Source organism: Paracoccus zeaxanthinifaciens ATCC 21588 (assembly GCF_000420145.1).
GTDB classification, from domain to species: domain Bacteria; phylum Pseudomonadota; class Alphaproteobacteria; order Rhodobacterales; family Rhodobacteraceae; genus Paracoccus; species Paracoccus zeaxanthinifaciens.
Genome location: NZ_ATUJ01000014.1, coordinates 27,446 through 49,816, shown reverse-complemented (window position 1 = coordinate 49,816; position 22,371 = coordinate 27,446). Strand labels below are relative to the sequence as shown.

At 68.6% G+C, this 22,371-nt stretch carries 22 protein-coding genes; 11 read left to right on the top strand and 11 right to left on the bottom strand.

Translation table 11 applies throughout. From position 1 onward, the window contains the following. Positions 1-48: 48 nt before the first annotated feature. The 5 genes from F804_RS0112520 to F804_RS0112500 form a co-directional block, all read right to left on the bottom strand. On the bottom strand, positions 49-975 hold the full coding sequence (locus F804_RS0112520) for a glucokinase (protein WP_022708087.1): 927 nt from the start codon (positions 973-975) through the stop codon (positions 49-51). A gap of 13 nt (positions 976-988) precedes the next feature. After that, complete coding sequence (locus tag F804_RS0112515; protein WP_022708086.1) at positions 989-2,095, bottom strand: ABC transporter ATP-binding protein; 1,107 nt, start codon at positions 2,093-2,095, stop codon at positions 989-991. A 4-nt stretch (positions 2,096-2,099) separates the two neighbouring features. Further along, positions 2,100-2,954: a carbohydrate ABC transporter permease gene (locus F804_RS0112510; protein WP_022708085.1), complete on the bottom strand. Its 855-nt coding sequence runs from the start codon at positions 2,952-2,954 to the stop codon at positions 2,100-2,102. Next, complete coding sequence (locus tag F804_RS0112505) at positions 2,944-3,816, bottom strand: carbohydrate ABC transporter permease (protein WP_022708084.1); 873 nt, start codon at positions 3,814-3,816, stop codon at positions 2,944-2,946. Before F804_RS0112505 ends, F804_RS0112510 begins: the two co-directional genes overlap by 11 nt. Positions 3,817-3,887: 71 nt before the next feature. Next, complete coding sequence (locus F804_RS0112500) at positions 3,888-5,129, bottom strand: ABC transporter substrate-binding protein (RefSeq protein ID WP_425413878.1); 1,242 nt, start codon at positions 5,127-5,129, stop codon at positions 3,888-3,890. A gap of 180 nt (positions 5,130-5,309) precedes the next feature. On the opposite strand from F804_RS0112500, the gene F804_RS0112495 reads away from it, so the two are divergent. From F804_RS0112495 to F804_RS0112485, 3 genes are all read left to right on the top strand, one after another. Then, positions 5,310-6,014: a response regulator transcription factor gene (locus F804_RS0112495; protein ID WP_022708082.1), complete on the top strand. Its 705-nt coding sequence runs from the start codon at positions 5,310-5,312 to the stop codon at positions 6,012-6,014. Then, a complete protein-coding gene (locus F804_RS0112490) occupies positions 6,007-7,413 on the top strand; it encodes a sensor histidine kinase (protein ID WP_022708081.1) in 1,407 nt (468 codons plus the stop codon). Before F804_RS0112495 ends, F804_RS0112490 begins: the two co-directional genes overlap by 8 nt. 77 nt (positions 7,414-7,490) lie before the next feature. After that, the gene (locus F804_RS0112485; RefSeq protein WP_022708080.1) at positions 7,491-7,919 is read left to right on the top strand and encodes a hypothetical protein; all 429 of its coding nucleotides are present in this window, start codon (positions 7,491-7,493) and stop codon (positions 7,917-7,919) included. A gap of 54 nt (positions 7,920-7,973) precedes the next feature. Here the strand turns inward: F804_RS0112485 and F804_RS0112480 are convergent, their stop codons facing one another. Genes F804_RS0112480 through F804_RS0112470 form a run of 3 tightly spaced genes read right to left on the bottom strand, consistent with a single transcriptional unit; the run spans position 7,974 to position 10,160 of the window. Further along, positions 7,974-8,714, bottom strand: coding sequence for an amino acid ABC transporter ATP-binding protein (locus F804_RS0112480; protein WP_022708079.1), 741 nt, complete (start codon positions 8,712-8,714; stop codon positions 7,974-7,976). Beyond that, positions 8,711-9,385 carry an amino acid ABC transporter permease gene (locus F804_RS0112475; protein WP_022708078.1) on the bottom strand — a complete coding sequence of 225 codons (675 nt, stop codon included), beginning with the start codon at positions 9,383-9,385 and terminating at the stop codon, positions 8,711-8,713. The genes F804_RS0112480 and F804_RS0112475 overlap by 4 nt, the downstream gene beginning before the upstream one ends. 4 nt (positions 9,386-9,389) lie before the next feature. Further along, positions 9,390-10,160, bottom strand: a complete 771-nt coding sequence (locus F804_RS0112470) for an amino acid ABC transporter substrate-binding protein (RefSeq protein ID WP_022708077.1) — start codon at positions 10,158-10,160, stop codon at positions 9,390-9,392. Between the two features lie 230 nt (positions 10,161-10,390). Between F804_RS0112470 and F804_RS0112465 the strand changes: the two genes are divergently transcribed. From F804_RS0112465 to F804_RS0112450, 4 genes are all read left to right on the top strand, one after another. Continuing rightward, positions 10,391-10,732, top strand: coding sequence for a DUF2853 family protein (locus F804_RS0112465; protein WP_028725948.1), 342 nt, complete (start codon positions 10,391-10,393; stop codon positions 10,730-10,732). A gap of 116 nt (positions 10,733-10,848) precedes the next feature. Further along, positions 10,849-12,402 (top strand): DUF2125 domain-containing protein, encoded by a 1,554-nt coding sequence (locus F804_RS0112460; protein WP_022708075.1) that lies wholly within the window; start codon positions 10,849-10,851, stop codon positions 12,400-12,402. 11 nt (positions 12,403-12,413) lie between these two features. Next, on the top strand, positions 12,414-13,757 hold the full coding sequence (locus tag F804_RS0112455; RefSeq protein WP_022708074.1) for a TldD/PmbA family protein: 1,344 nt from the start codon (positions 12,414-12,416) through the stop codon (positions 13,755-13,757). Continuing rightward, positions 13,744-14,523, top strand: coding sequence for an inositol monophosphatase family protein (locus F804_RS0112450; RefSeq protein ID WP_022708073.1), 780 nt, complete (start codon positions 13,744-13,746; stop codon positions 14,521-14,523). Before F804_RS0112455 ends, F804_RS0112450 begins: the two co-directional genes overlap by 14 nt. On the opposite strand, the gene F804_RS0112445 is transcribed toward F804_RS0112450, so the two are convergent. After that, positions 14,520-16,064: an AfsR/SARP family transcriptional regulator gene (locus tag F804_RS0112445; RefSeq protein ID WP_022708072.1), complete on the bottom strand. Its 1,545-nt coding sequence runs from the start codon at positions 16,062-16,064 to the stop codon at positions 14,520-14,522. The two genes, F804_RS0112450 and F804_RS0112445, sit on opposite strands and share 4 nt — an antisense overlap. Positions 16,065-16,174: 110 nt before the next feature. On the opposite strand from F804_RS0112445, the gene F804_RS17025 reads away from it, so the two are divergent. The 4 genes from F804_RS17025 to F804_RS0112425 all read left to right on the top strand — a co-directional run bounded on the left by F804_RS17025 (position 16,175) and on the right by F804_RS0112425 (position 19,569). Continuing rightward, positions 16,175-17,236: a phosphatase PAP2 family protein gene (locus F804_RS17025; protein WP_022708071.1), complete on the top strand. Its 1,062-nt coding sequence runs from the start codon at positions 16,175-16,177 to the stop codon at positions 17,234-17,236. After that, entirely contained in the window at positions 17,227-17,415 is a 189-nt protein-coding gene (locus tag F804_RS0112435; RefSeq protein WP_022708070.1) for a hypothetical protein, read from the top strand. Before F804_RS17025 ends, F804_RS0112435 begins: the two co-directional genes overlap by 10 nt. Further along, entirely contained in the window at positions 17,412-19,145 is a 1,734-nt protein-coding gene (locus F804_RS0112430) for a S8/S53 family peptidase (protein ID WP_022708069.1), read from the top strand. The genes F804_RS0112435 and F804_RS0112430 overlap by 4 nt, the downstream gene beginning before the upstream one ends. 91 nt (positions 19,146-19,236) lie before the next feature. Next, positions 19,237-19,569, top strand: a complete 333-nt coding sequence (locus F804_RS0112425) for a hypothetical protein (RefSeq protein ID WP_022708068.1) — start codon at positions 19,237-19,239, stop codon at positions 19,567-19,569. Between the two features lie 107 nt (positions 19,570-19,676). Here F804_RS0112425 and F804_RS0112420 read toward each other — a convergent pair whose 3' ends face one another. Both F804_RS0112420 and F804_RS0112415 read right to left on the bottom strand, forming a co-directional pair. Next, positions 19,677-20,312, bottom strand: coding sequence for a PqiC family protein (locus F804_RS0112420; protein ID WP_022708067.1), 636 nt, complete (start codon positions 20,310-20,312; stop codon positions 19,677-19,679). A gap of 3 nt (positions 20,313-20,315) precedes the next feature. Continuing rightward, positions 20,316-22,367: a PqiB family protein gene (locus tag F804_RS0112415; protein ID WP_022708066.1), complete on the bottom strand. Its 2,052-nt coding sequence runs from the start codon at positions 22,365-22,367 to the stop codon at positions 20,316-20,318. Positions 22,368-22,371 lie beyond the last annotated feature (4 nt).

The following is a 22,371-nucleotide window of genomic DNA, read 5'->3' as shown; positions in this document are numbered from 1 at the left end:
GCCTCGGGGTCCAGCAATTGTTGCGAACCGAACGGTTCGCGGCAGGGTTCAGCCCAGTGCGGCAAGGCAGCCGTGAAGCGCGGCCATGTCGTCCAGGATCAGGTTGACCGGCGTGTTGGCCGGAATGTGGCCCATATGCGCCTGCGACAGGAAGGCCGGGGTGAAGCGGTCCATCCGGTCCGCGATGCTGCGCCCGACGCTGCCCGCAAGAAACAGCCCCTCCAGCGGCATGAACCGCAGGGACAGTTCGCGGCACAGAAGGCCGACCAGCTCGGTGAAGAACTCGTAGGTCTCGATCGCGGCGGCATCGCCGGCCTCGGCGGCGCGGGCGACCTCTTCGCTGCGCACCGGCTCGGTGCCGGTCATCGCGGCGTGCAGGCGCGACAGGCCGCGACCCGCGAAGGTCTCCTCGGTCGAGAAGAAGCCAGCGGCGGCCTCGGGACCCACGCGTTCGACCAGCCGGGCCATGATGTTGGCGGGAAGGTGGGTGTGCCCCTCCTCGGCCTCCAGCGCGGTGATCGCGCCGCCGGGCAGGACCCGCACGGCGCAGACGTTGAAGCCGGTGCCCAGGCCCACGACAAGGCCCTGCCCGTTGCGGGCGCGATCCTCGGGTGCCTCGCGCAGGACGGCGATGCCGCTGCCCCGCAGGGCGGGCGTGGCATAGCCGAGCGCGGTGAGGTCGTTGATCAGGCGCACATGATCCGCATCGGTCAGGCGCGCCAGCTCGTTCTCGTCGAAGGACCAGTCGCGGTTGGTCAGCCGCGCGCGTCCGCCGCTGACCGGGCCCGCGACGGCGATGCACATGGCCGAGATGTTGGGCTGGTGCTGTTCCGCCATGAACTGGCGCACCACGTCGTCGAAGCTGGCGAAGTCGTCCCCGCGAAAGCGCGTGACCGTCGCCGCATCGATCAGACCGTTCCGCGCGATCGCAAGCCGCGCGTTGGTCCCCCCCACATCGCCAAGAAGCATCGCCATCCGTCTACCCCGCTCAGTTCAGCCTCTGGCCATCCTTAGGCGAGAAGTAGGACACTTTCGAGAGGTCGAATGCCAGCGGAAACGGCTGACGCGCCTGAACCGGGCTTTCTGCCCGAAGACGCGCCGTCACCGGCTTGCCGCCCAGCTGGGTGACCGCGAAGGTGTCCGCCCCCGCGGGTTCGACGATGTCGATCAGCACGTCGCCATCCGCACGGCGGGCATTGCCCGGCAGATGCGCGCCCTCGGTCGCCTCGTGGATATCCTCGGGGCGGACGCCCAGGACGATGTCGGCGGGCAGGTCGCGGGCCACCGGATCGGTGATGACCAGGGGCGCGGCGCCGGGGCGGTCGATCTCGATCCGGGTGGCGCCCGCATCGGCGCGCGCGCGGGCCGGGATCAGGTTCATCGCCGGGCTGCCCATGAAATCGGCCACGAACATGTTGGCCGGGCGGTTGTAGATTTCCGCGGGCGTGCCGATCTGCTGGATCACGCCGCCCTTCATGACGACGATCTTGGTGGCCAGCGTCATCGCCTCGATCTGGTCATGGGTGACATAGACGATGGACGCGTTCAGGTCCTGGTGCAGCTTCTTGATCTCGGTCCGCATGGACACGCGCAGCTTCGCGTCCAGATTCGACAGCGGTTCGTCGAACAGGAACAGCCGCGGATCGCGCACCAGCGCCCGACCCATCGCGACGCGCTGGCGCTGGCCGCCCGACAGCTGGCCCGGCTTGCGGTTCAGCAGCTGTTCGATCTGCAGCTGGGCCGCGACCTGCTTCAGCTTGGCGTCCTGCGTGGCCTTGTCGACGCCGCGCACCTTCATCCCGAAGGTGATGTTCTTGGCGACCGACATGGTCGGGTACAGCGCATAGGACTGGAACACCATCGCGATGTCGCGGTCCTTGGGCGACACGCCCGTCACGTTGCGCCCTGCGATGCTGATGTCGCCCCCGGTGATGGGTTCGAGGCCCGCGATGCAGTTCAGCAGCGTGGACTTGCCGCAGCCCGACGGGCCCACCAGCACCAGGAAGTCGCCTTCCTCGATGCTGATGTTGATGTCGTGCAGGATCTGCGTCTCGCCATAGGATTTCTGCAGGTGGTCGATTTCGAGGATCGGCATGGGATCACCCTTTCACGGAGCCGGCGGTCAGGCCGCGGATGAAGTATTTGCCAGCGACGACGTAAACCAGAAGCGTGGGCAGGGCGGCGATGATCGCGGCGGCCATGTCCACGTTGTAGGCTTTGACGCCGGTGGTCGAATTGACGATGTTGTTCAGCGCGACGGTGACGGGCTGGCTGCCCGGACCGCTGAAGCTGACCCCGAACAGGAAGTCGTTCCATATCTGGGTGAACTGCCAGATGACCGAGACGGTGATGATCGGCAGCGAGATCGGCAGGAAGATCGCGAAGAAGATGCGGAAGAAGCCCGCCCCGTCGACCTTGGCCGCCCGCACCAGTTCCTGCGGAATGGTGACATAGTAGTTGCGGAAGAACAGCGTGGTGAAGCCGATCCCGTAGATCACGTGCACGAAGATCAGCCCCGGAATGCTGCCCGCCAGCCCCAGAAAGCCGAGCGCCTGCGCCATCGGCAGCAGCACGACCTGGAAGGGGATGAAGCAGCCGAACAGGATCGCCGCGAAGAACAGGTTCGCGCCGCGGAACTGCCATTGCGCGAAGACATATCCGTTCAGCGCCCCCACCACCGTGGAAATGGCGACCGCAGGCACGGCCATCAGCACGCTGTTCCAGAAGAACGGGCGCAGCCCCTCGCACTGGGTGCCGGCACAGGCGGTGGACCAGGCCTCGGCCCAGGGGGCGAAGGTGATCTCTCGCGGCAGGGACAGAAGGCCGCCTGTGCGGATCTCCTCCAGCGACTTCAGCGAGGTCGTCAGCATCACGAACAGCGGCATCAGGTAGAAGGCCGCGAACAGGATCAGGACCGCATAGAGGCCCCAGCGAAGCAGGGTGTTAGTGGTCACGGCGCGGCCTCAATTCACTGTAGAGATAGGGAACGACGATCGCGAAGATGACGCCCATCATGACCATGGCGCTGGACGCCGCCTGGCCCAGATCCCCGCGCGAGAACGCCATCGCGTACATGTAGGTCGCGGGCAGATCGGTCGAGTAGCCGGGGCCGCCATTGGTCAGCGCGATGACAAGGTCGAAGGCCTTGATCGCAAGATGCGCCAGCACGATGAAGGCCGACAGGAAGATCGGCGCCATCGTCGGAATGATGATCGCGGAATAGATGCGGTGGTTCGGGATGCCGTCCACCTGGGCTGCGCGGATGATCTCGGTATCGACGGACCGCAGGCCCGCAAGGAACAGCGCCATCACGAAGCCCGATGCCTGCCACACGGCGGCCAGCACGACGGTATAGATCGCCATCTCGGGCTTGATCAGCCAGTCGAAGGTGAAGCTCTCGAAGCCCCAGCCGCGGACGGTCTCCTGGATGCCCAGACCGGGGTTCAGGATCCATTTCCACGCGGTGCCCGTCACGATCAGCGACAGCGCCATCGGGTACAGATAGACCGTGCGCAGGACGCCCTCGGCCCGGATCTTCTGGTCCAGGAAGATCGCCAGCAGCAGGCCGATCACCATCGAGATCACGATGAACAGGCCGCCGAAGATGAACAGGTTGTTCATCGCCACGTCCCAGCGCGGGGCCGCGAACAGGCGTTCGAATTGCCCGAAGCCGTCGATCTCGTATTTCGGCATCAGGCGCGATTTCGTCAGGCTGATCCAAGCGGTCCAGGCGATGAAGCCGTAGACGAAGATCAGGATCGCCACGAAGGACGGCGCCAAGACAAGCTTGGGCACGTTGCGTTCAAGCCATTCCATTCCGGATAACCCTTCAAAGAAAAACCCCGCGCCCTGACCGCAAGTCGGGGCGCGGGGCGTTCAGCCTTCGATCACATCGCGTTCGCGACGGCGTCGGCCAGTTGCTGGACCGCGTCTTCCGACGACATGTCGCTGTTGAAATGCGCGGTCACGACATCGGTGATCGCGCCTGCGGGTGCGCCGCGCAGGGCCATGCCATGGGCATAGCTGGGCAGCAGCGAACCGTCGGCCGCATCCTCGTTCATGTCCTTGTTCGACTGCATGGCGCAATCGTCGAACTCGTCCAGGGCCACGTCGGTGCGTGCCGGGATCGAGCCCTTGTTCAGGTTGAACGTCTTCTGGAAGTCGGGGCCCATGATTAGCTTGGCCAGCAGTGCCTGGCCGTCCTGCTTGTCCTGGCCGTCGACCTCGAAGAAGGCGAAGCTGTCGACATTGTACAGGAAGCCCTCGCCCGGGGTGGGGGCGCAGACGAAATCGGTGCCCGGCTCCTTGCCGGCGGCCAGGAATTCGCCCTTGGCCCAGTCGCCCATGATCTGGAAGGCGGCCTCGCCGTTCATGACCATGGCGGTGGCCAGGTTCCAGTCGCGGCCCGAGAAGTTGTCATCGACATAGCCGCGGATGGTCCGCATCTCGTCGAAGGCCTGCTTCATCGTGTCCGAGGTCAGCGCCTCGGGGTCCAGATCGACCAGCGCCTGCTGGAAGAACTCGGGGCCGCCAAGACCCAGCACGACCGCCTCGAAGACGGTCGCGTCCTGCCAGGACTGGCCGCCATGGGCCAGCGGCGTCACGCCCGCCGCCTGCAGCTTCTCGGCTGCGGCGTTGAATTCGTCCCAGGTGGTCGGCATCTCGATGCCGTGCTCGTCGAGGATCTGCTTGTTGCCCCAGATCCAGTTGACGCGGTGCACGTTCACGGGTGCGGCGCACCATTCGCCCTCGCACTTCATGTGCTCGGCGATCTGTTCGGGCAGGACGTCGGCCCAGCCGTTCTCCTCGGCGACGGCGCCGATATCGGCAAGGCCGGTCTCCTCGTACCATTCCTGGATGGCGGGGCCTTTCAGCTGCACGGCGGTCGGCGCGTTGCCGGCCAGCACGCGGGCGCGCAGCGCGGTCATCGCGGCATCGCCGCCGCCGCCCGCGACGGGCATGTCGGTCCAGGTGCCGCCCTCGGCGCCGAACTGTTCCTGCAGGACGGCGACGGATTTCGCCTCGCCGCCCGAAGTCCACCAGTGCAGAACCTCGGCCTGCGGTTCGGCCATGGCCGGTGCGGCCAGCATCACGGCGGTCGAGGCCGCCAGAACGGATTTCATGTGCATGGATCCTCCCAGATCTTGTCGAGACGGAATCGGGTCCGCTTCGGTGATCCGATCATGCCCGATCGCCTGCCATGCGTTCAACGCAGGACAGCCATGCAACGCGCAGATTTCGGGCGCAGGTGTTACAAACTGTTACGAAGCGCCGCGCGGGATGGTAAGCCCCGTGGCAGGAGGACCCGCATGACCCTGCAACGCCTGCTTCTGGTCGAGGACGACGCCGAGATGGCCGCGATGCTGGCCGCCTATCTGCAGCGGCAGGGCTTCCACGTCACGCAGGCGCATGACCGCGCGGGGGCGCTGGCCGCGCTGAAGGGGGCGCGGGTGGACCTGATCCTTCTGGACGTGTCCCTGGGCCCCGACGACGGCGTGGCGCTGTGCGCCGAGATCCGGGACCAGCAGGACGTGCCGATCATCATGGTCTCGGCCCTGTCGGCGGATCACCAGCGCATGGCGGGCTACGAGGTGGGCGCCGACGACTATATCGCCAAGCCCTTCAACCCCGACCTGCTGCTGGCCCGCATCCGGGCGGTGCTGCGCCGTGCGGGGCGCGTTCCCAGCCTGGTCCATCGCCGCCGCGACGGCGTGATCGGCTTCGCGGGCTGGAGCTATGACGCAAGGCGCGACGAGGTGACGGCCCCGGGCGGCTGGCAGGTCGCGCTGTCATCGCGGGAACTGGCCCTGCTGCGGGTCTTCCTGGCCAATCCGCGCATCCCCCTGACCCGAGAGGAGATCGCCGCCGCGCTGGACGACGGCGATGCCGCCGAGGGGCGCGCCATCGACATGCTGGTCGGCCGACTGCGCCAGAAGACCGACCCCGCCCTGATCCGCACCGAACGCGGCACCGGATATGTCATGGCGGCCGAGGTGGCGCGGCAGGATGGCTAGGCGTGCCAGCCTGCGCCAGCTGGCGGGCGTCTGGATCGTCGCGGCCATGCTGGCGGGGGCCGCCTCGGCCTGGCTGTGGATGTCCAGCGTCGCCGCCTGGAACGCGCATCTGGATCGCGCCTATGTCGCGGGCCTGGCGCTGCACGACGCGCTGGAGAATGCGGGCGGCCTGCCCCCGGGCCTGGGCCTCGTGCAGATGCGCGCCGAACCCGTCCTGCCCCCCGGCTGGCGCGAGACGCGCATCACGCTGACCGGCGGCGGACGGCCCGACCTGACGCAGGGCGAACGGCTGGGCGTGCGGATCATGTCGCCCGACATCCAGTACCCCGTGGCCGAGGTCCAGAGCCTGGGCGGCGGATCGCAGGCGGCGGGGCTGGCATCGCTGACCCGCGCGATGGCACGCTTCTGCAGCGACCCGCAGCTGTTCATCCAGCGCGACGATGCGGACTGGGTCCGGGTCGAGGGCGCGACCGTCTGGGGATGCGAGGCGGCCCCTGCCGACCGTCGCCTGCTGGCGGCGGCCATCGGCATCGGCGTGCTGGGCCTGCTGCTGGGCTGGGTGGCCGAGGTGTCGGGCGCCTTCACGGGCTTTGCCGCCGCGCTGCGGGACCACCGCGCACGCAATGCCGACCTGCCCGTCGGCGGGGTCGAGGAGCTGCGCCAGACCGCCGAGGCCGTCAACGCCTATGTCGCCCATGACCGCGCGGCGCTTGAAAACCGCGCGATGGTCCTGTCGGGCATCAGCCACGACCTGGGCACGCCCGCGACCCGCCTGCGCCTGCGCGCGGCCCTGATCGGGGATGACGACCTGCGCGGGCGTCTGGAACGCGACATCGACGAGATGACGACCATGATCGACGGCGCGCTGACCTATACCCGCGCCGAGATCGGGGCCGAGCCCTTCCGCCGCATCTCGCTGGTGTCGCTGGTCGAGGCGGTGGTGGCCGATTACCAGGATGTCGGCATGGGCGTGACGCTGCGCGATGCGCCGCCCCATCCGACGCAGGCGGGGACGCTGTTCTCGCGCGTGACCTCGCGGGACGCGCCCGAACGGCAGGTGGTGCTGATGCGCGGGCAGCCCACGTCCTTGCGGCGCGCGCTGTCGAACCTGATCGACAACGCGCTGAAATACGGACGAGAGGCCGCCGTCACCGTGGATGCCAATGCGGACCGCGCCTGGATCGACGTGACCGACCGCGGCGCGCGCCTGACCGAGGCCGACATGGCCCGCCTGACGGGTGCCTTCCAGCGGGGCGAGAATACCGTCGGCAAGCCCGGCGTGGGGCTGGGCCTGGCCATCGTCTCGACCATCGCGGCGCAGCATGGCGGGACGCTGGAATTCGCCAACGAACCCGACGGATTGCGGGCCCGCCTTACCCTTGCGCGGCGGTGGGCCTGAGGGGCGCCGCGGGAACCCTGCGACGAAAACCTGCGTTTTGCTGGCGAATTCGCATCGTCAGATGAAAGGCAAGGACCATGAAACGCATCGCCAAGAACATCGCCTGCACGACCGCAGCCGCCGGTGTCGCGCTGCTGTCCGCTCTGCCCGCAGCCGCCGCCCCGCAACCCGGTGCCCCGGTCGAAGGCTGGAGCGCGATGCGCGGCATCCAGCCCGCCGCCATGCTGGAACATATCGACGCCATGCCCCTGTCCGAGGACGCCGTGGCCGATCAACCCTATTGTGCTAGCGACGAGGAGATCCAGGCGACCCTCGCGCATGACTTCAGCGAGGAACTGATCGTCACCGCGGGCTTTGCCGCGACCGAGCTGTGGGGCTCGGACCAGATGGGCACCTGGACGCTCGTCGCCGCCCGCGCGGATGAAACAAGCTGCATCATCGCATCGGGCACCGGCTTCGACGACCAGCGCACGCCGGACGTCTATTTCCAGACCGCCGGTCTTTGATCGCGACCGAAATGAAGAGGGGCGGCCATCGCGGGCCGCCCCTTTCTCATGTCCTCAGCCAACACGACGCAGGAAGGCCCGCGTCCGGTCGTCCTGCGCATTGCCGAAGATCTGCGAGGGCGGACCCTGTTCCACGATCCGCCCGCCTTCCATGAAGATCACGCGATCCGCGATCTCTCGGGCGAACTGCATCTCATGGGTGACGATCAGCATGGTCTGGTTGCCGTCCGCGATGCGCCGGATCAGATCCAGAACCTCGCCCACCCATTCGGGATCGAGCGCGCTGGTCGGTTCGTCGAACAGCATCAGTTCGGCATCCAGCGCCATCGCCCGACCGATGCCCACGCGCTGCTGCTGGCCGCCCGACATCGCGGCCGGATAGCTGTCGCCCCGGTCGCCCAGCCCGATCTGGCGCAGGATGTCGTCGGCCTTGGCCGCCGCATCCTCATGCGACCATCCGCGAACGACGGTCAGACCCTCCATCAGGTTCTGGCGCGCGGTCTTGTTGGCGAACAGCGCATAGTTCTGGAACACGAAGCCCGTCCGGCGCCGCAACGCCAGCACGTCCGCCTTGCTCGCCCGCGCGGCATCGACCGACAGGTCGCCGATGGCGATGCGCCCCGCGTCGGGACGGTCGAGGAAATTCAGACAGCGCAGCAGTGTGGATTTCCCGGTGCCGGACGGCCCGATGATCGCGACCCGTTCGCCGGGCTCCAGCTCAAGGTCGATCCCCGCAAGCACCGTGTTGTCGCCGAACTGCTTGACCAGCCCTTCGATGCGGACCTCACCGCTCATCTTGCCACCGCCTTTCCAAGCCGCGTCTCCAATGCGCGCTGCCCGACGGACAGCGTCTCGACGATCACCCAGTAGAAGATCGCGACGATCAGATAGGCCTCCAGGTAGAGGAAGCTGCCGGCGGCCTCTTTCTGGGCCGCGCCCATCATCTCGGTCACGCCAAGGGTGAAGGCCAGCGAGGTGCCTTTGATCATGTCGATGAAGTAGTTCATCAGCGTCGGCGCGACGGTGCGGGTCGCCTGCGGCAGGATGATCCGCCGCAGCAGCTGGCCCTGCGTCATGCCGATCGACTGCGCGGCCTCCCACTGGCTGCGGTCGACGCCCAGGATCGCGCCGCGGATGCTTTCGGCCATGTAGGCCGCGAAATGCAGCGTCAGGCCGAAGATCGCGGCGCTGACGCCGTTGATGCCCTCCATCGCGGGCAGGATCTGAGGCAGGCCGAAATAGAACAGGAACAGCTGCACCAGCAGCGGCGTGCCCCGGAAGAAGCTGATGAACAGCGCCACCACCCGGTCGAGGACCGGCAGGCGCTGCACGCGCACGATCGCCAGAAGCGATGCCAGCACCAAAGCCGCCAGCATCGACACGACGGCCATGAACAGCGTCAGCGGAACATAGCCGAGGATCACCGGCACGAGGTCCAGCATGTATCCCAGATCGAGCGCGCGCATCGGCTCAGCCGTCCGTTTCGGCGGCGTCGGCGGGCTGGGTCACGTCGGCGTTCAGCCACTTCTCGGAAATCTCGGCCAGCTTGCCGTTCTCCTTCAGGGTGGTGATCGCCGCATCGACGCGGTCGCGCAGGGCGCGGCCTTCCTCGTCGTCGCGGAAGGGCAGGGCGTTGCGGATCTCCGAGAAGGGCTCTCCGGCAAGGGCCAGGGGCAGCGGGCTTTCGGCGATGACCTGGCCCGAGCTGACGCGGTCCATCACGAAGGCATCGACGCGGCCCAGGGCGGTGTCCTGCGCGATGTTGCTTTCATAGGTGCGGATCTCGATCTCGTCGCTGTAGGGCAGCTCGCGCAGCAGCGTCTCGAAGTTCGACCCGAGGTTCACGGCGACGGCGCGGCCCTTCAGGCTCTCGGGGCCGGTGATCTCGGTCTCGTTCCCGGCCTTCACGACCACCTGCGCCCCGTCGAAGACATAGGGCTGGGTGAAGGTGAAGCGCGCCTCGCGTTCGGGCGTGACGGTGATCTGGTTGGCGACCGTGTCGATACGGCCCGAATCCAGCGCGCCGATCAGACCGGAGAAGGACATGGTGACGAACTCGATCTCGTCGCCGGTCTCCTCGCCGATGGCATTCAGGAAATCGACCTCGAAGCCCTGCAGTTCGTCGGCGCGGGTGAAGGTGAACGGGAAGTAGCCGCCCGACATGCCCACGCGGATCGTGTCGGCTGCGGCGGGCAGGGCGGCGGTCAGGCCCAGGATGGCGGCGATGGCGAAACGGCGCATCGGAATCTCCTACGATTGTCTGGCCCCCAGATGCGGATTGGCACCCGAAGGCACAAGCCGTGACGGCAAGAAAAGGACATGCGGACCACTGCCGCGCGCCCACAGGAACGCCTGTCGCGTCCCAAGGGTCCGTAACGGAACGACATTCCTCGATTTTTCTTGATCGGGAAAGGGGGGCTGGGCAATCTGGTCGCGCGACAACGATGGACTGGGACGAGGAGGATACGGACATGGGAAGACGTGACGACCTGATCGCGAAATACGCCAACGACATCGAGACCAAGCTGGGCGAGACCCCCGACATGGACCTGCTGCGCAAGGTCACGATCGGTCTGGGGCCGTCCATCTACAACGCCGATTCCGAAACGGTGGCCGCCAGCGACAAGACCGAGCTGGACCGCTTCCGCGACAACTATCTCAAGAAGAAGCTGGGCCTTTCGGACGGCGACGGGCTGGATGCCGCGCTGGACAAGGCCATCGACCGATATGGCCGCGCGAACCGTGCGAAATACCGCGCGGTGCTGTGCTACATGCTGTGCCGCCAGTTCGGCCGCGAGGGCGTCTACGCCTGATCCGGCGCATGGCCGGGGGCGCCCGCTCTCGGCCATGTCACGACATGTTCCCTTCACCTTTCGCCGGTGCTGTGTCAGGTTTCCGACCAGACAATGCCCAGTGAAAGGCCAGAGCCATGTTGCGTACCGTCTCGACATCGTCATTCGCCCTGATGCTCGGGGCCGGAGCAGCCTTCGCGGATGTGACCCCGGCCGAGGTCTGGGACAGCATCCGCAGCGGCTACGAGGACATGGGATATTCCGTCACCGTGGGTTCCGAGGATGCCTCGGACGAGCGCCTGTCGCTGAGCGACATCACCGTCGCGACCGACACCGAGGATGGCGCAAGCTTCGAGGTCGGCATCCCCGGCCTGGTCATGGAACAGGACGGCGCCGTTGTGCGCAGCGTGTTCGAGGGGCAGATGGCCCTGACGATCCGCGACACCGTGACCCCCTATGCCCCCGAGACCGCGGGCGAGGACGCGCCCAAGCCCGAACCGCGCGAGGTCGGCTTCGACGCGACCATCGACGCCCCCGGCAACGTGATGATCTCGTCGGGCAGCGCCGGGGACATGACCCACAGCATGTCCATGCCGACCGCCACCCTGAAGGGCAGCCCCCTGGACGAGGTGAATTCCGGCACGGTCGAGATGACCCTGACCGACCTGACCAGCACGCAGCGCAGCGTGACGGCCGAGAACGGCGACGTCTCGCAGGAATTCCAGGGCGCCATCGCCGAACTGGCGGGCAGCTTCGCGGCCTCGGGCCCCTCGGCCGAGGGGCAGGACGGCACCGACAGCTTCGATGCGACCTTCGCGATGGCCGACCTGACCTTCGACGGCAACGCGACCCAGCCGGGCGGCACCACCTTCGAGACCGATCCCGAAGCCTCGCTTGCGGCGGGCTTCGTCGTGGACGGCACGATCGGGACCGGTCCCTTCGATTTCAGCTTCGACGGCACCGCCACCGACGAGACGGGCGCCGAGGTCGCGACCAGCGGCGCGATGAAGGCCACGGGCGGCGAACTGACGGTCGAGATGTCCAAGGACGGCTTCGGCTATGGCGGTTTCGCCGAGGGCACGGAATACAGCCTTGAATCGGGCGACATGCCCTTCCCGATCAATTACGGCATCGCGCGCAGCGAATTCAGCCTGCGCATGCCGGTCAGCCGCTCGGACGAGGCGCAGCCCTTCGCGCTGAAGCTGGGCCTGGTGGACCTGGCGCTGGACGATGCGATCTGGCAGGGCCTCGACCCGCAGAACACCCTGCCGCGAGAGCCGGCGAACGTGAACATCGACCTGTCCGGCACCGCCATGGTGACCGAGAACCTGATGGCGCAGGACGCCGCCCCGCAGATGGGCGCCAAGCCCCCGTTCACGCCCAGCAGCCTGCAGATCAACGAGATCGCGCTGGATGCGGTCGGCGCATCGGCCAACGTGACCGGCAGCCTCGAATTCGGCGACAACCCGAACGAGCCCGTGGGCCAGCTGAAGGGCAGCTTCACCGGCATCAACAGCCTTCTGGACAACCTGGTCGCCATGGGCCTCGTGCCGCAGGAACAGGTCATGGGTGCGCGCATGATGATGGCGATGTTCACGCGCCCCGCCGAAGGGCAGCCCGACACGCTGGAAACGCAGCTGAAGTTCACCGAAGGCGGCTCGATCTTCGCGAACGGCCAGCAGGTGAAGTGACCGGACCCGCGATGACCGAACTGCAGAACCTTGCCGAAGCCCTGGTCGACGCCGCCCGCCGGGCCGGGGCCGACCAGGCCGATGCCATGGCCGTCGATGCCCGCGCGACGGGGATCGACGTGCGCGACGGCGCGCTGGAAAATGCCGAACGCTCGGAAGGGGTGGAAATCGGCCTGCGCGTGCTGGTCGGCGGCAGGCAGGGCGCGGTGTCGTCGTCGGATCACGGGGCCGATGCCATCGCTGCGATGGCAGAACGCGCCGTCGCCATGGCGCGCGCCGCCCCGGTCGACGACTGGCTGGGCCTTGCCGATCCCGAACAGCTGTCGCCCCGCCGAGATGCCGAGGGGCTGGAGCTGTCCGAGAACGCGCCCGAACCCGATCCGGCGCATCTGCAGGACCTTGCCCTGCGGGCCGAGGCCGCGGCCCTGTCGGTCAAGGGCATTTCCCAGGTCGAAAGCGCCAATGCCAGCTATTCCAGCCGGCGGATGTGGCTTGCGGCCTCGAACGGGTTCTCGGGCGGATACGGGCGCACCAGCCACGCGATTTCCGCCGTCGCCATCACCGGCGAGGGGCTGGGGATGGAACGCGATTACGCGGGCGAGGGGCGCATCTTCGCGTCCGACCTGCCCACCCCCGAAGAGATCGGCATCCTGGCCGGCGAACGCACCGTCGCCCGCGCGGGTGCGCGCAAGCCGCCCACGGGGGCCTTTCCGATCCTGTTCGACCGCCGTGTCTCGGCCTCGTTGATCGGGCACCTGCTGTCGGCGGTGAACGGCACCGCCATCGCGCGGGGCGCCAGCTGGCTGCGCCGCGACCTTGGCGAACAGGTGCTGCCCGCGGGCATGACCCTGACCGAGAATCCGCTGCGCCCGCGCTTCCCGTCCTCGCGCCCCTTCGACGCCGAGGGATTGCCTACGCGCGAACGCCGGATCGTCACCGACGGCATCCTGAACGGTTGGACGCTGGATCTGGCCACCGCGCGCAAGCTGGGGATGGACAGCACGGCCTCGGCGGTGCGGGGGCTGGCATCCGCGCCATCGCCCGGCAACAGCAACATCCACCTGACCCCCGGCGATCGCGACCAGCAGGCGCTGATCCGCGAAATGGGCCGCGGGCTGATCGTGACGTCGATGCTGGGGGCCTCGATCAACGGGACGACGGGCGATTATTCGCGCGGCGCGGCGGGGTTCTGGGTCGAGAACGGCCAGATCGCATGGCCGGTCAACGAATGCACCATCGCGGGCAACCTGCGGCAGATGCTGCTGACGCTGGTCGCGGCGGACGATGCGCTGCCCTGGCGCGCGCTCGAGGTGCCCAGCCTTCTGGTGCAGGGGATGACCGTTGCAGGGGCCTGAGGCCGACCTGCAGCTGCTGACGGAGGCCGCACTGGATGTCGGCCCCATCGCCCTGCGCTTCTGGCGCAACGATCCGCAGGCATGGGACAAGGCGGGCGACGCCGGTCCCGTGACCGAGGCCGACCTGGCCGTGAACGACGCGCTGCTGGCACGCCTGTCCGCCGCGCGGCCCGGTTACGGCTGGCTGTCCGAGGAAAGCGAGGCCAACCCGGAACGTCTGGACGCCGAGCATTGCTTCATCATCGACCCCATCGACGGCACCCGCGCCTTCATCGACGGGCAGGAGGGCTTTGCCCATTCGCTGGCCGTGGCGTCGGGCGACCGCATCACGGCGGCGGTCGTGCACCTGCCCGCGCTGGACCTGACCTATGCCGCGCATGAGGGCGGGCCCGCGCTGCTGAACGGGCAGCCCATCGCGCCGACCGATGCCGATATCGACGGCGCGCAGGTGCTGACCTATCGCGGGGTGACCGATCCCGCGCATTGGAAGGGGGGGCGGCTGCCGCCGTTCCAGCGGCAGTTCCGGTCGTCGCTTGCATGGCGCCTGTGCCTTGCCGCCGAGGGGCGCTTCGACGCGGCCCTGTCGCTGCGGGCTGCGTGGGAATGGGACATCGCCGCGGGCAGCCTGATCGCGGAACGCGCGGGCGCGACGGTCAGCGACCGGCGGGGCGGGCGTATGCGCTTCAACAGCCCGCGTGCGCTGCTGGACGGGATGGTCGTCGCGGGACCGCGCCTGCACGGCCAGCTGATCGCGGCCCTGGCCTAGATCAGCCCCGATTTCGCGATCTTCAGCAGCCCCAGCCTGCGCAGCGTATCGACCGGATACCCGTCGCTGGCCATCAGGTCCAACGAGAAGTCGGGCTCCAGCGCCTTGAGCGCGCGCAGCGCCTGCAGGGCGCCTTCCTCGTCATGGGTGGCAAAGCGCAGGGCCGACAGGAAGCGCAGCGCGGGCCGGTTGTCGGGCGCGTGGCGATGCACCGATTCCAGGTGGCGCATCGCGCCGGGCAGGTCGCCCGCACGCATCAGCGCGACCCCGATCCCCAGGTGCCAGTTCGCGGGATTGATGCTGGACAGCGCCTGCGTCAGGCCCTGCTGCGCCTGCATCGCACTGTCGGCATTGCGTCCGATCCCCGCCAGCGCACGCGAATGCGCCAGCCGCGCAAGCGGGTTCTGGCTGTCGATCACCACCGCCTGTCGCGACAGCTCGAACGCAAGGTCGTCGCGGTCCAGGAACGCCTCGACGACCGAACTGACGGCAAGCGCCGTCGCGTGGAAGGGGGCCGCCTGCCGCGCCTTGGCCGCGAATTCCGCAGCCTCTGCAATGGCGCCCGCGGGGTTCGGCCCCAACCGCTCATAGGCGTGGGTCGTGCGGATCCAGGCCCGCAGCGACAGGGTCACGGCGGGGGTCACGCTGTCGCCCAGCCGCCCCAGCACGTCATCGGCACGTTTCAGACGGTCGGTGCTGAAGCTGAAGATGTCCCCGAACGAGATCTGCAGCGCCGCGCCCAGCCGCGTTCCCTGGTCCAGCACCTGCAGCATCCCCAGGCAGGCGCGCGCGACGAAATCCCCCATCTGCGTCCCCAGATCCGCGATCGAGGTCGAGAACCTCTGGGACCACATCATCCGCCCCGAGGGCTGATGCGTCAGCGTCACGAGGAAGTTGAAGCTGTCGCCCTGCATGTTCGCCATGGATTTCACGACGATGCAGGGACCGGTCAGCCCGCGGGTGTCGCCCAGGATCTCGACCGGCAGCAGGTCGCCCACGCGGCCCGCGGCCTCGGACAGGATCATGCTGCCGATGACCTGGGCGTCCTGGCTGGACGATATCGGCTCTTGCAGGATCAGCGCGGGCAGGTTGTCGCCGCGCGGCGCAGGCTCGGGTTCGGGCATGGCCGAGGCGGCGGCCTGGCGGGCCTCGCGCAGCCAGTCCTCGAATTCGGGGTCGGGGATGTCCAGGTCCGCGCCGAATTCCGGCACCTGCCCGTCGGCCCCCACGCGCGGCACCATGTCCACGCGCACCATTTCAGGATCCAGCCCGACCCAGCCCGGACCCGATACCAGCGCATCGCGGTGATCGCCCAGGGCGATGCGGATTTCCCGCAGAAGCTGGCGCAGGCTGGCATTGCCATGTTCGGGCTCGCGGTCGCTGAACAGCAGGTCCTGCAGCCTTGCGCGATGCAGGCGCAGTCCTCGCGCCGTCCCCATCACGGCAAGCGCCCCCCGCGCGCGCATGCCGCGCGGGGTCAGGCGAAGATCGCCGGGGCCGGTCAGTTCGACCGGGCCGATCAGGCTGAGCGTCAGTGTCATCGGACCGTGAGCGGGTTCAGGGGCGCATGAAAGTTAACCAATCACACGATTTTGTGATAGAGTCTTCTGATCGAACGCCCTTGGTTTTAACCCATGTTGCCGGATCGCCGATGTCTCTTTTTCATGCCAAGCACGCGAAACACGCCAAACATGCGAAATCCGCCGAAAGCGACGAGGCCGCGCTTCTGACCGCGATGGCGCTGATGCGATCGCGCGACGCGATCGTCGGATCGGAACACATGGACCCCGTTCCCGGCCAGCAGCCGAACCTGTCGCCGGGCGCAAGGCTGATGCGTCTGGACGACGATCAGCGTGCCGCGATCCTTGTCGCCGAACTGCTCGAGGGGCTGCGCTTCGAGGCGTCGGCCCCGCCCGAGGCATCGGACAGCTGCGCCATCCTGTGGGACGGCAACGTGCTGGCCAAGATCGCGCGCCCGTCGCTGACGCAGTTCCGCGACGCGGTCGAGATGGTCGGCAACTATGCCGAACTGCGCCCCGACCGCATCCCCGAGATCGAGGTCCAGCGCGCCGAGCTGCTGCCCTTCTTCGCGACCATCCTGCCGATGGAGCCGTCTCGTGCCGCAGCGATCATCGAGATGCTCTATCGCGGGCTGGACATCACCACCCATCTGGTGATGCGGGTCAAGCTGGCGCTGGCCTGTCCGCGCCCTTCGCGGTTCAGCGACCGGGTCCAGCCGGTGATCCCGGTTCCGGCCCATGCGACCCTGCCCAGCGGCCATGCCACGCAGGCCTTCTGCCTTGCCACGATGCTGGCGCTGCTGCGCGACCCTGCCGCCCCGATCGAGGCCGGCGACCGGCTGTACCGCATGGCCTGCCGCATCGCGATCAACCGCACGGTCGCGGGGGTGCATTTCCCCGCCGACAGCGCCGCGGGGGCGGTCCTGGGCATCCAGATCGGGCGATACCTGATGGCCCGTGCGGGGCGCTTCGACCACATGACGACCGGCAGCTTCGACGGCACGCGCTTTGTCGACGACACGCCGGCGGGGCCTGTCGCGCGGGACTTCCACTATCAGGTCCTGCAGCAGATGGTCGAGGGCACCGATTCCTCGACCGCATTCGCGCCGGTGGGCGCGACCGTGCCCCCCGCGCCCCTATGGGCGCATCTGGTCAAGCGGGCGCATGACGAATGGGTCGCAAGATGGAGCTAAAGGACCAGCACGCCTGGGACCCGCCCGAACCCATGGCCGAGGGCGGGATCGCGGGCCTCTCGCCCTATCTGCAGGACCGCCTGGAACGCGAGGGGATCCCGAAATCGGCCCCCGCGCCCCTGCCGCAGGATCAGGACCAGCTGCTGGAGGAGCTGCTTCAGGCGGCGTTCACGGAATGATCGGCGGCACCGACCTGCAGGCCATGACCGCCGCGCTGTTCGCGCCGGGGCTGGTCGTGCTGCCCGATGCCGTGAACCCCGCGCCGCAGCCCATCCCCCTGCAGCACCCCGACCACCCCATGATGGCGGCGGACGACCTGCCCGACCCAAAGACGGGCTGCATCATCGGCGTGATCGACGATGCCATCCCCTTTGCGCATGAACGCCTGCGCAGGGGGGCCGCGCGGTCCCGCGTCGCGGCGCTGTGGGCGATGGACGTGGCGCATGACCCGCAGGGACCGGGGCTGGACCTGCCCGCCGGGATCGAGCTGCGGGGCGCGCGCATCTCGGGCTGGCTGCGCGACCTGGAACGGGGCCGCATCGCGACCGAGGACGGGATCTATCGCGCGGCGGGGATCCTGGACATGAACCGCCAGACGACCCATTCGGCGGCCTTCGCGGCGGGGCATGGCGCGGCGGTGTCGCTGCTGGCCGCAGGCTTTGCGCAGGACGATCCGCGCGGGGCGGACCTGCCGCTGATCGGGGTGAACCTGCCGCCGCGCATCCTGGCCGACACCACCGGCACGCTGGCACCCGGCGTCATGATCGCCGCCGTGCTGTTCGTGCTGACGCGCGCGCGGCGCCTGTGTCGCCAGATCGAGGCCGTGCGCGGCCTGCCCGCGAACTCGGTCCGCCTGCCGGTGGTCCTGAACATCAGCCTTGGCCTGACAGCGGGCCCGCGCGACGGCTCCAGCCTGGTCGAGAGGTTCCTGGACGCCGTGTCGGGGTTCGACGCCCCCGACCTGGGGCCCGTGCGGATCGTGCTGCCCTCGGGCAATCACCGCATGGGGCGGCTGCGCGCCGATCTGCCGCCGGGGCGGTTCCTGGGCTGGCAGCTGCCGCCGGACGACCGCACCGTGACCCCGCTGGAGATATGGGGCCCGCCGCTGAGCGCGCTGCCCGCCTCGCCCATGCAGGTCACGCTGCAGGGGCCGGGCCTGCCGCCGGTGACGACCGGCTTCACCGCGCCCGGGCAGGTCGCGCGGCTGCGCGATCCGTCGGGGGCCGAACTGGCGCGCGCCTATTACACGCCGACCCCGCGAGTCGGATCGGGATGGCGCGAATGCGTCACGCTGATCCTGAACCCCACCTGCCCGGAACGGCCCGGCGATCCGTGGCTTACGGCAGGGCTGTGGTCGGTGGCCGTGGCACCGGGGGCGCAGCCCGGCGACTATGCGCTGTCCCTGCAGCGCGACGAGGTGCTGCGCGGCTTCCCGCGCGAGGCCCGTCAGAGCAGGCTTCACGATCCCGCCTATCGCGACCTTGCGCCCGACGGCTTTCCCATCCCCTACGATCCGGCCGGAAGCCCGTCCGCGGTCCAGCGTGCCGACACGATCAACGCCTATGCCACTGGCACGACCACCCTGCGGGCAGGGGCGGTGGACAGGCTGTCCGAGGGGTGCGTGATCTACAATTCGCTGATCGGGCAGCGACAGGGCGGCGACGTGATGGTGCGCGTGGATTCCGCGCCCTTCGATGGCGGCATGATCGTGCGCGGGCGCGGCTCGGGCAGCTTCGGGATCATGTCCGGCACCTCTCTTGCGGCGCCCTGGGCCACGCGCTGGCTGGCGCAGGCGATGGCCGCCGGCGCACGGCCCGCCGATCGCGCGGCGATGATCGCGATGGCCCCCGCGGACCCGCGCCACCCCGATCCGATCCTGCCCGGACCGCCCGCGCCCGCATATCGCTGACGCTTTCACGGGGCCCTTTCACGCCCGTTTCACGGGGGGGTGCGAATCACGTCTCACAGGCCGCGCAAGGTCGGGTCGAAGGAGACGGAACATGGACAAGGGCATCACCGAATATCAGGACATCATGGCGCAGCTGGGCCTGCTGGGGGCCGAACCCGCGCGTGGTGCGGGCGACAGCGCCGAAAAGGTCAGCCTCCGCCGGCTGGAGCGCGAGAACGCCCTGCTGATCGATCACGCCGAGATGCTGGCCTGCGCCCTGGGGGCCTGCCCGAACTGCTGGGGCACCATCTCGGATTGCGAGGATTGCGGCGGAATCGGCAGCCCCGGCGCCTTCAAGCCCGACCGCGCCTGCTTCGACCATTTTGTCCTGCCGGTCATCGCAAGGGTCATCGGCCAGGACCCCTTCAAGTCCGAGATCGGCTGAGAACACGGAATATCCGCGGGCGATGTTTGTTTGAAGAGTCACCCCCTGGTTTTGGGAATACCCGCGGATGGAACCGGCCCGGCAGCACGCCGGGCCGGTTCTTTAATTCAGAAGATGCCTGCGAAATCCAGATCGTCCACGCGCGGGGTGACCGTCGCGATGGCAGCGCCGGGACCCGACAGGCTGGCGATCTGCTGCGCCAGCTGGCTGATGGCCTCGCTTGCGGCGCGGGCGGTCGCGCCGGGGCCGGGTTCGGCCAGCGGCACTCGGATGTCGAAGCTGCGGGCATAATTGGTGCCCGACCCCTTCAACCCGTCATCGGACACGAAATACCGCCCGCTGAGGCGATAGATCCCGTCGGCCTGCGCCAAGGCCCGCTCGACCCGCACCTCGACCACGCGGGCCGGGGGTTCGGCCAGGGGCCAGGGTTCGCCGATGACGGTCGCGCCCGACACCTCGGAGATGGTGCGCGCCAGCGTCGTCGTGAACGCGCGCGATGGGTTGTCGGCCCACAGGCTGTCGGGGTTCGAGCGGACGGCCCCGTCTTCGGTCTGGAAGGCGACTTCCTGGTCCGAGGCGTATTCGGGCAGCTGCACGTCCTTCAGCTCGGCCGTGCCGAGACGGTTGGGCACCTGGACGCCTGCGGTTGGCGGGTCGATCAGGTACCGGCCCGTCGCCTCGGGGTCGGAACAGGCCGCCATCAGCAGGCAGATTGCGGGGAACGCGGCGCGGAGGATGGTCATGGCTTATCGTCCCAGAATGAAGGCGCGGGGGTTGCGTTCGATCAGCCGAGCGACCGATCCGAAGGCCGCCGTGGCGCGGCGCAGTTCGCGCAGCGTGGTGATCAGTTCGTTGTTGAAGGCCGACCGTTCGCCATAGCTGGCAAACAGCGTGTCGGCGCGACCCGCAGTCGCCTGCAGGCTGCGGATCAAGGCGGGCAGGGCCTCGACCGATTTCGCGATCTCGTCCGCGGCAACGCTGGCGGAACGCAGCGCGTCATTCAGGCTGGTCGCCGCACCGCCGTCGCGCAGGTCGTTCATCAGCCCGGTCGCGGCGGCCAGCGTGTCCGACAGGTTCCGCGGCAGCTGCTCGGCATCCTCGCTGCCCAGCATGGCGCGCAGATCGGCCATGATGCCCTCGGCCTGGGCGCTGATCTCGGCAAAGCCGAACTCCTCGACGGCGGCGGCGGCGACGTCGATCTGCTCGACCATCTCGGGCATGTCGGCGGCGGCCTCGGTGACGGCGTTCACGGCGGCGGTCGCGTCCTCGATCAGGGTCGCGATGGACTGTCCGCTATCGGCCTCGCGCAGGCGCGAGGTGATCTGGGCCACGTCCTCCAGCGCGACCGAGCCGTCCTCGACGGCCTTGCGCAGCGCGCCCGGAATGGCGCGGGTTTCCTCGGATGCGGCGATGGCGGTGATGCTGTCCATCATGTCGCGGGCGCTGTTCATCACCTCTTCGATGGGCAGATCGCCGATCCGCGTCACCAGCCCCTGCGCGCTGTTGGTGAAATCGTCCAGGTCCCCGGCGACCGAGGGGATCAGCGGGACCGGGTCGGCATCGACGTCGATCACGGCCTGCGGTGCGTCGGGCACCGGCACCAGTTCGACGATCAGGGAGGTCCCGAGGAAGCCCGAACTGGCGATGCGCCCGCGCACGCCGGCAGCCACCTCGCGCGAGAGCAGCTCCAGCGCGTCATCGGCGGTCGCGTCCTCGGGCAGGCCGAGGCGGCGCGGCGCGATGGTCAGCGTGATCAGCTGCTGGACACGCTCGGCGCCCTGGTCGTCCTGGCCCAGCCGGACCGCGATGTCGGTCACGCTGCCGACGCGCAGGCCCTGGTACTGGACATCGGCGCCCTTGCTCAGCCCCTCGACGGAATCGTCGATCAGCATGGCGATGCGCAGGCGTTCGCTGTCGTCGCTGACGAACAGCTGGCTGCGGGCCGTGTCCTCGTCGGGCAGCAGCTCGAAGCTGTGGCCCGGCTCGACCGGCTGGCCGCCACTGATCAGCGTGTCGAAGGCCACGCCGCCCTGCAGCACCGAGGACAGCGAATTCACGTTGAACGCCAGCCCCTGCGACCCCAGCGACAACGAGAAGCCCGAGGTGTCCCAGAAGACCGAGGCGCTGGTCAGGCGTGCGTCATGCGGGGCCCTGATGAAGGCATCGACGCGGACGCGCTCGCTGTCCTCGGACAGGCGGATATTCTCCAGCCGCCCGACCTCGACCCCGCGGAACAGGATCGGGGCGCCCTCGCTCAGGCCATCGGCATCGTCCATCATCAGCTTGACCCAAGTGCCCTTCTGGTCGCTGCGGATCAGGGGCGGGCGCTCCAACCCGGCAAAGCGGGTGGCGGTCTCGGTGATCTCGGCGTCCCAGTAGCCTTCGATGAAGGCACCGGTCAGCACGGTATCCAGCCGCGTGACGCCCTGCGCGCTGACCTGCGGGCGCACGATCCAGAACGAGGATTCGTCGTCGATATAGGGCGCGACATCCTTGTCCACGCGGATCGAGACCACGACGCTGGACAGGTCGTCGGTAAAGCGTACCCCCTCGACCTGGCCCACGACGATCTCGCGGAAGCGCAGCGTGGTGTCGCCGGGCGTGATGCCGGTCGCGTCGGCGAACTCGATGTCGATCAGCGTGCCGCGGTCGCGGAAGCTGTTCCACGCGATCGCAAGCGTCACGATCAGCGCGACGATGGGCACGATCCAGATGACGTTCACCCCTGCCTGTGCGGCGCGTGCCGCGGTCTTGCGGACCGGGCTGGCGGGCTTGGGGGGCTGGGGCTTGTCTGTCATCGGC

What these genes read in the sequence shown, in the direction of transcription:
- F804_RS0112520 (WP_022708087.1), bottom strand. Translation starts at nt 975, where the DNA reads ATGGCGATGCTTCTTGGCGATGTGGGGGGGACCAACGCGCGGCTTGCG.
- F804_RS0112515 (WP_022708086.1), bottom strand. Translation starts at nt 2,095, where the DNA reads ATGCCGATCCTCGAAATCGACCACCTGCAGAAATCCTATGGCGAGACG.
- F804_RS0112505 (WP_022708084.1), bottom strand. Translation starts at nt 3,816, where the DNA reads ATGGAATGGCTTGAACGCAACGTGCCCAAGCTTGTCTTGGCGCCGTCC.
- F804_RS0112500 (WP_425413878.1), bottom strand. Translation starts at nt 5,129, where the DNA reads ATGCACATGAAATCCGTTCTGGCGGCCTCGACCGCCGTGATGCTGGCC.
- F804_RS0112495 (WP_022708082.1), top strand. Translation starts at nt 5,310, where the DNA reads ATGACCCTGCAACGCCTGCTTCTGGTCGAGGACGACGCCGAGATGGCC.
- F804_RS0112490 (WP_022708081.1), top strand. Translation starts at nt 6,007, where the DNA reads ATGGCTAGGCGTGCCAGCCTGCGCCAGCTGGCGGGCGTCTGGATCGTC.
- F804_RS0112485 (WP_022708080.1), top strand. Translation starts at nt 7,491, where the DNA reads ATGAAACGCATCGCCAAGAACATCGCCTGCACGACCGCAGCCGCCGGT.
- F804_RS0112480 (WP_022708079.1), bottom strand. Translation starts at nt 8,714, where the DNA reads ATGAGCGGTGAGGTCCGCATCGAAGGGCTGGTCAAGCAGTTCGGCGAC.
- F804_RS0112475 (WP_022708078.1), bottom strand. Translation starts at nt 9,385, where the DNA reads ATGCGCGCGCTCGATCTGGGATACATGCTGGACCTCGTGCCGGTGATC.
- F804_RS0112470 (WP_022708077.1), bottom strand. Translation starts at nt 10,160, where the DNA reads ATGCGCCGTTTCGCCATCGCCGCCATCCTGGGCCTGACCGCCGCCCTG.
- F804_RS0112465 (WP_028725948.1), top strand. Translation starts at nt 10,391, where the DNA reads ATGGGAAGACGTGACGACCTGATCGCGAAATACGCCAACGACATCGAG.
- F804_RS0112460 (WP_022708075.1), top strand. Translation starts at nt 10,849, where the DNA reads ATGTTGCGTACCGTCTCGACATCGTCATTCGCCCTGATGCTCGGGGCC.
- F804_RS0112455 (WP_022708074.1), top strand. Translation starts at nt 12,414, where the DNA reads ATGACCGAACTGCAGAACCTTGCCGAAGCCCTGGTCGACGCCGCCCGC.
- F804_RS0112445 (WP_022708072.1), bottom strand. Translation starts at nt 16,064, where the DNA reads ATGACACTGACGCTCAGCCTGATCGGCCCGGTCGAACTGACCGGCCCC.
- F804_RS17025 (WP_022708071.1), top strand. Translation starts at nt 16,175, where the DNA reads ATGTCTCTTTTTCATGCCAAGCACGCGAAACACGCCAAACATGCGAAA.
- F804_RS0112435 (WP_022708070.1), top strand. Translation starts at nt 17,227, where the DNA reads ATGGAGCTAAAGGACCAGCACGCCTGGGACCCGCCCGAACCCATGGCC.
- F804_RS0112430 (WP_022708069.1), top strand. Translation starts at nt 17,412, where the DNA reads ATGATCGGCGGCACCGACCTGCAGGCCATGACCGCCGCGCTGTTCGCG.
- F804_RS0112425 (WP_022708068.1), top strand. Translation starts at nt 19,237, where the DNA reads ATGGACAAGGGCATCACCGAATATCAGGACATCATGGCGCAGCTGGGC.
- F804_RS0112420 (WP_022708067.1), bottom strand. Translation starts at nt 20,312, where the DNA reads ATGACCATCCTCCGCGCCGCGTTCCCCGCAATCTGCCTGCTGATGGCG.
- F804_RS0112415 (WP_022708066.1), bottom strand. Translation starts at nt 22,367, where the DNA reads ATGACAGACAAGCCCCAGCCCCCCAAGCCCGCCAGCCCGGTCCGCAAG.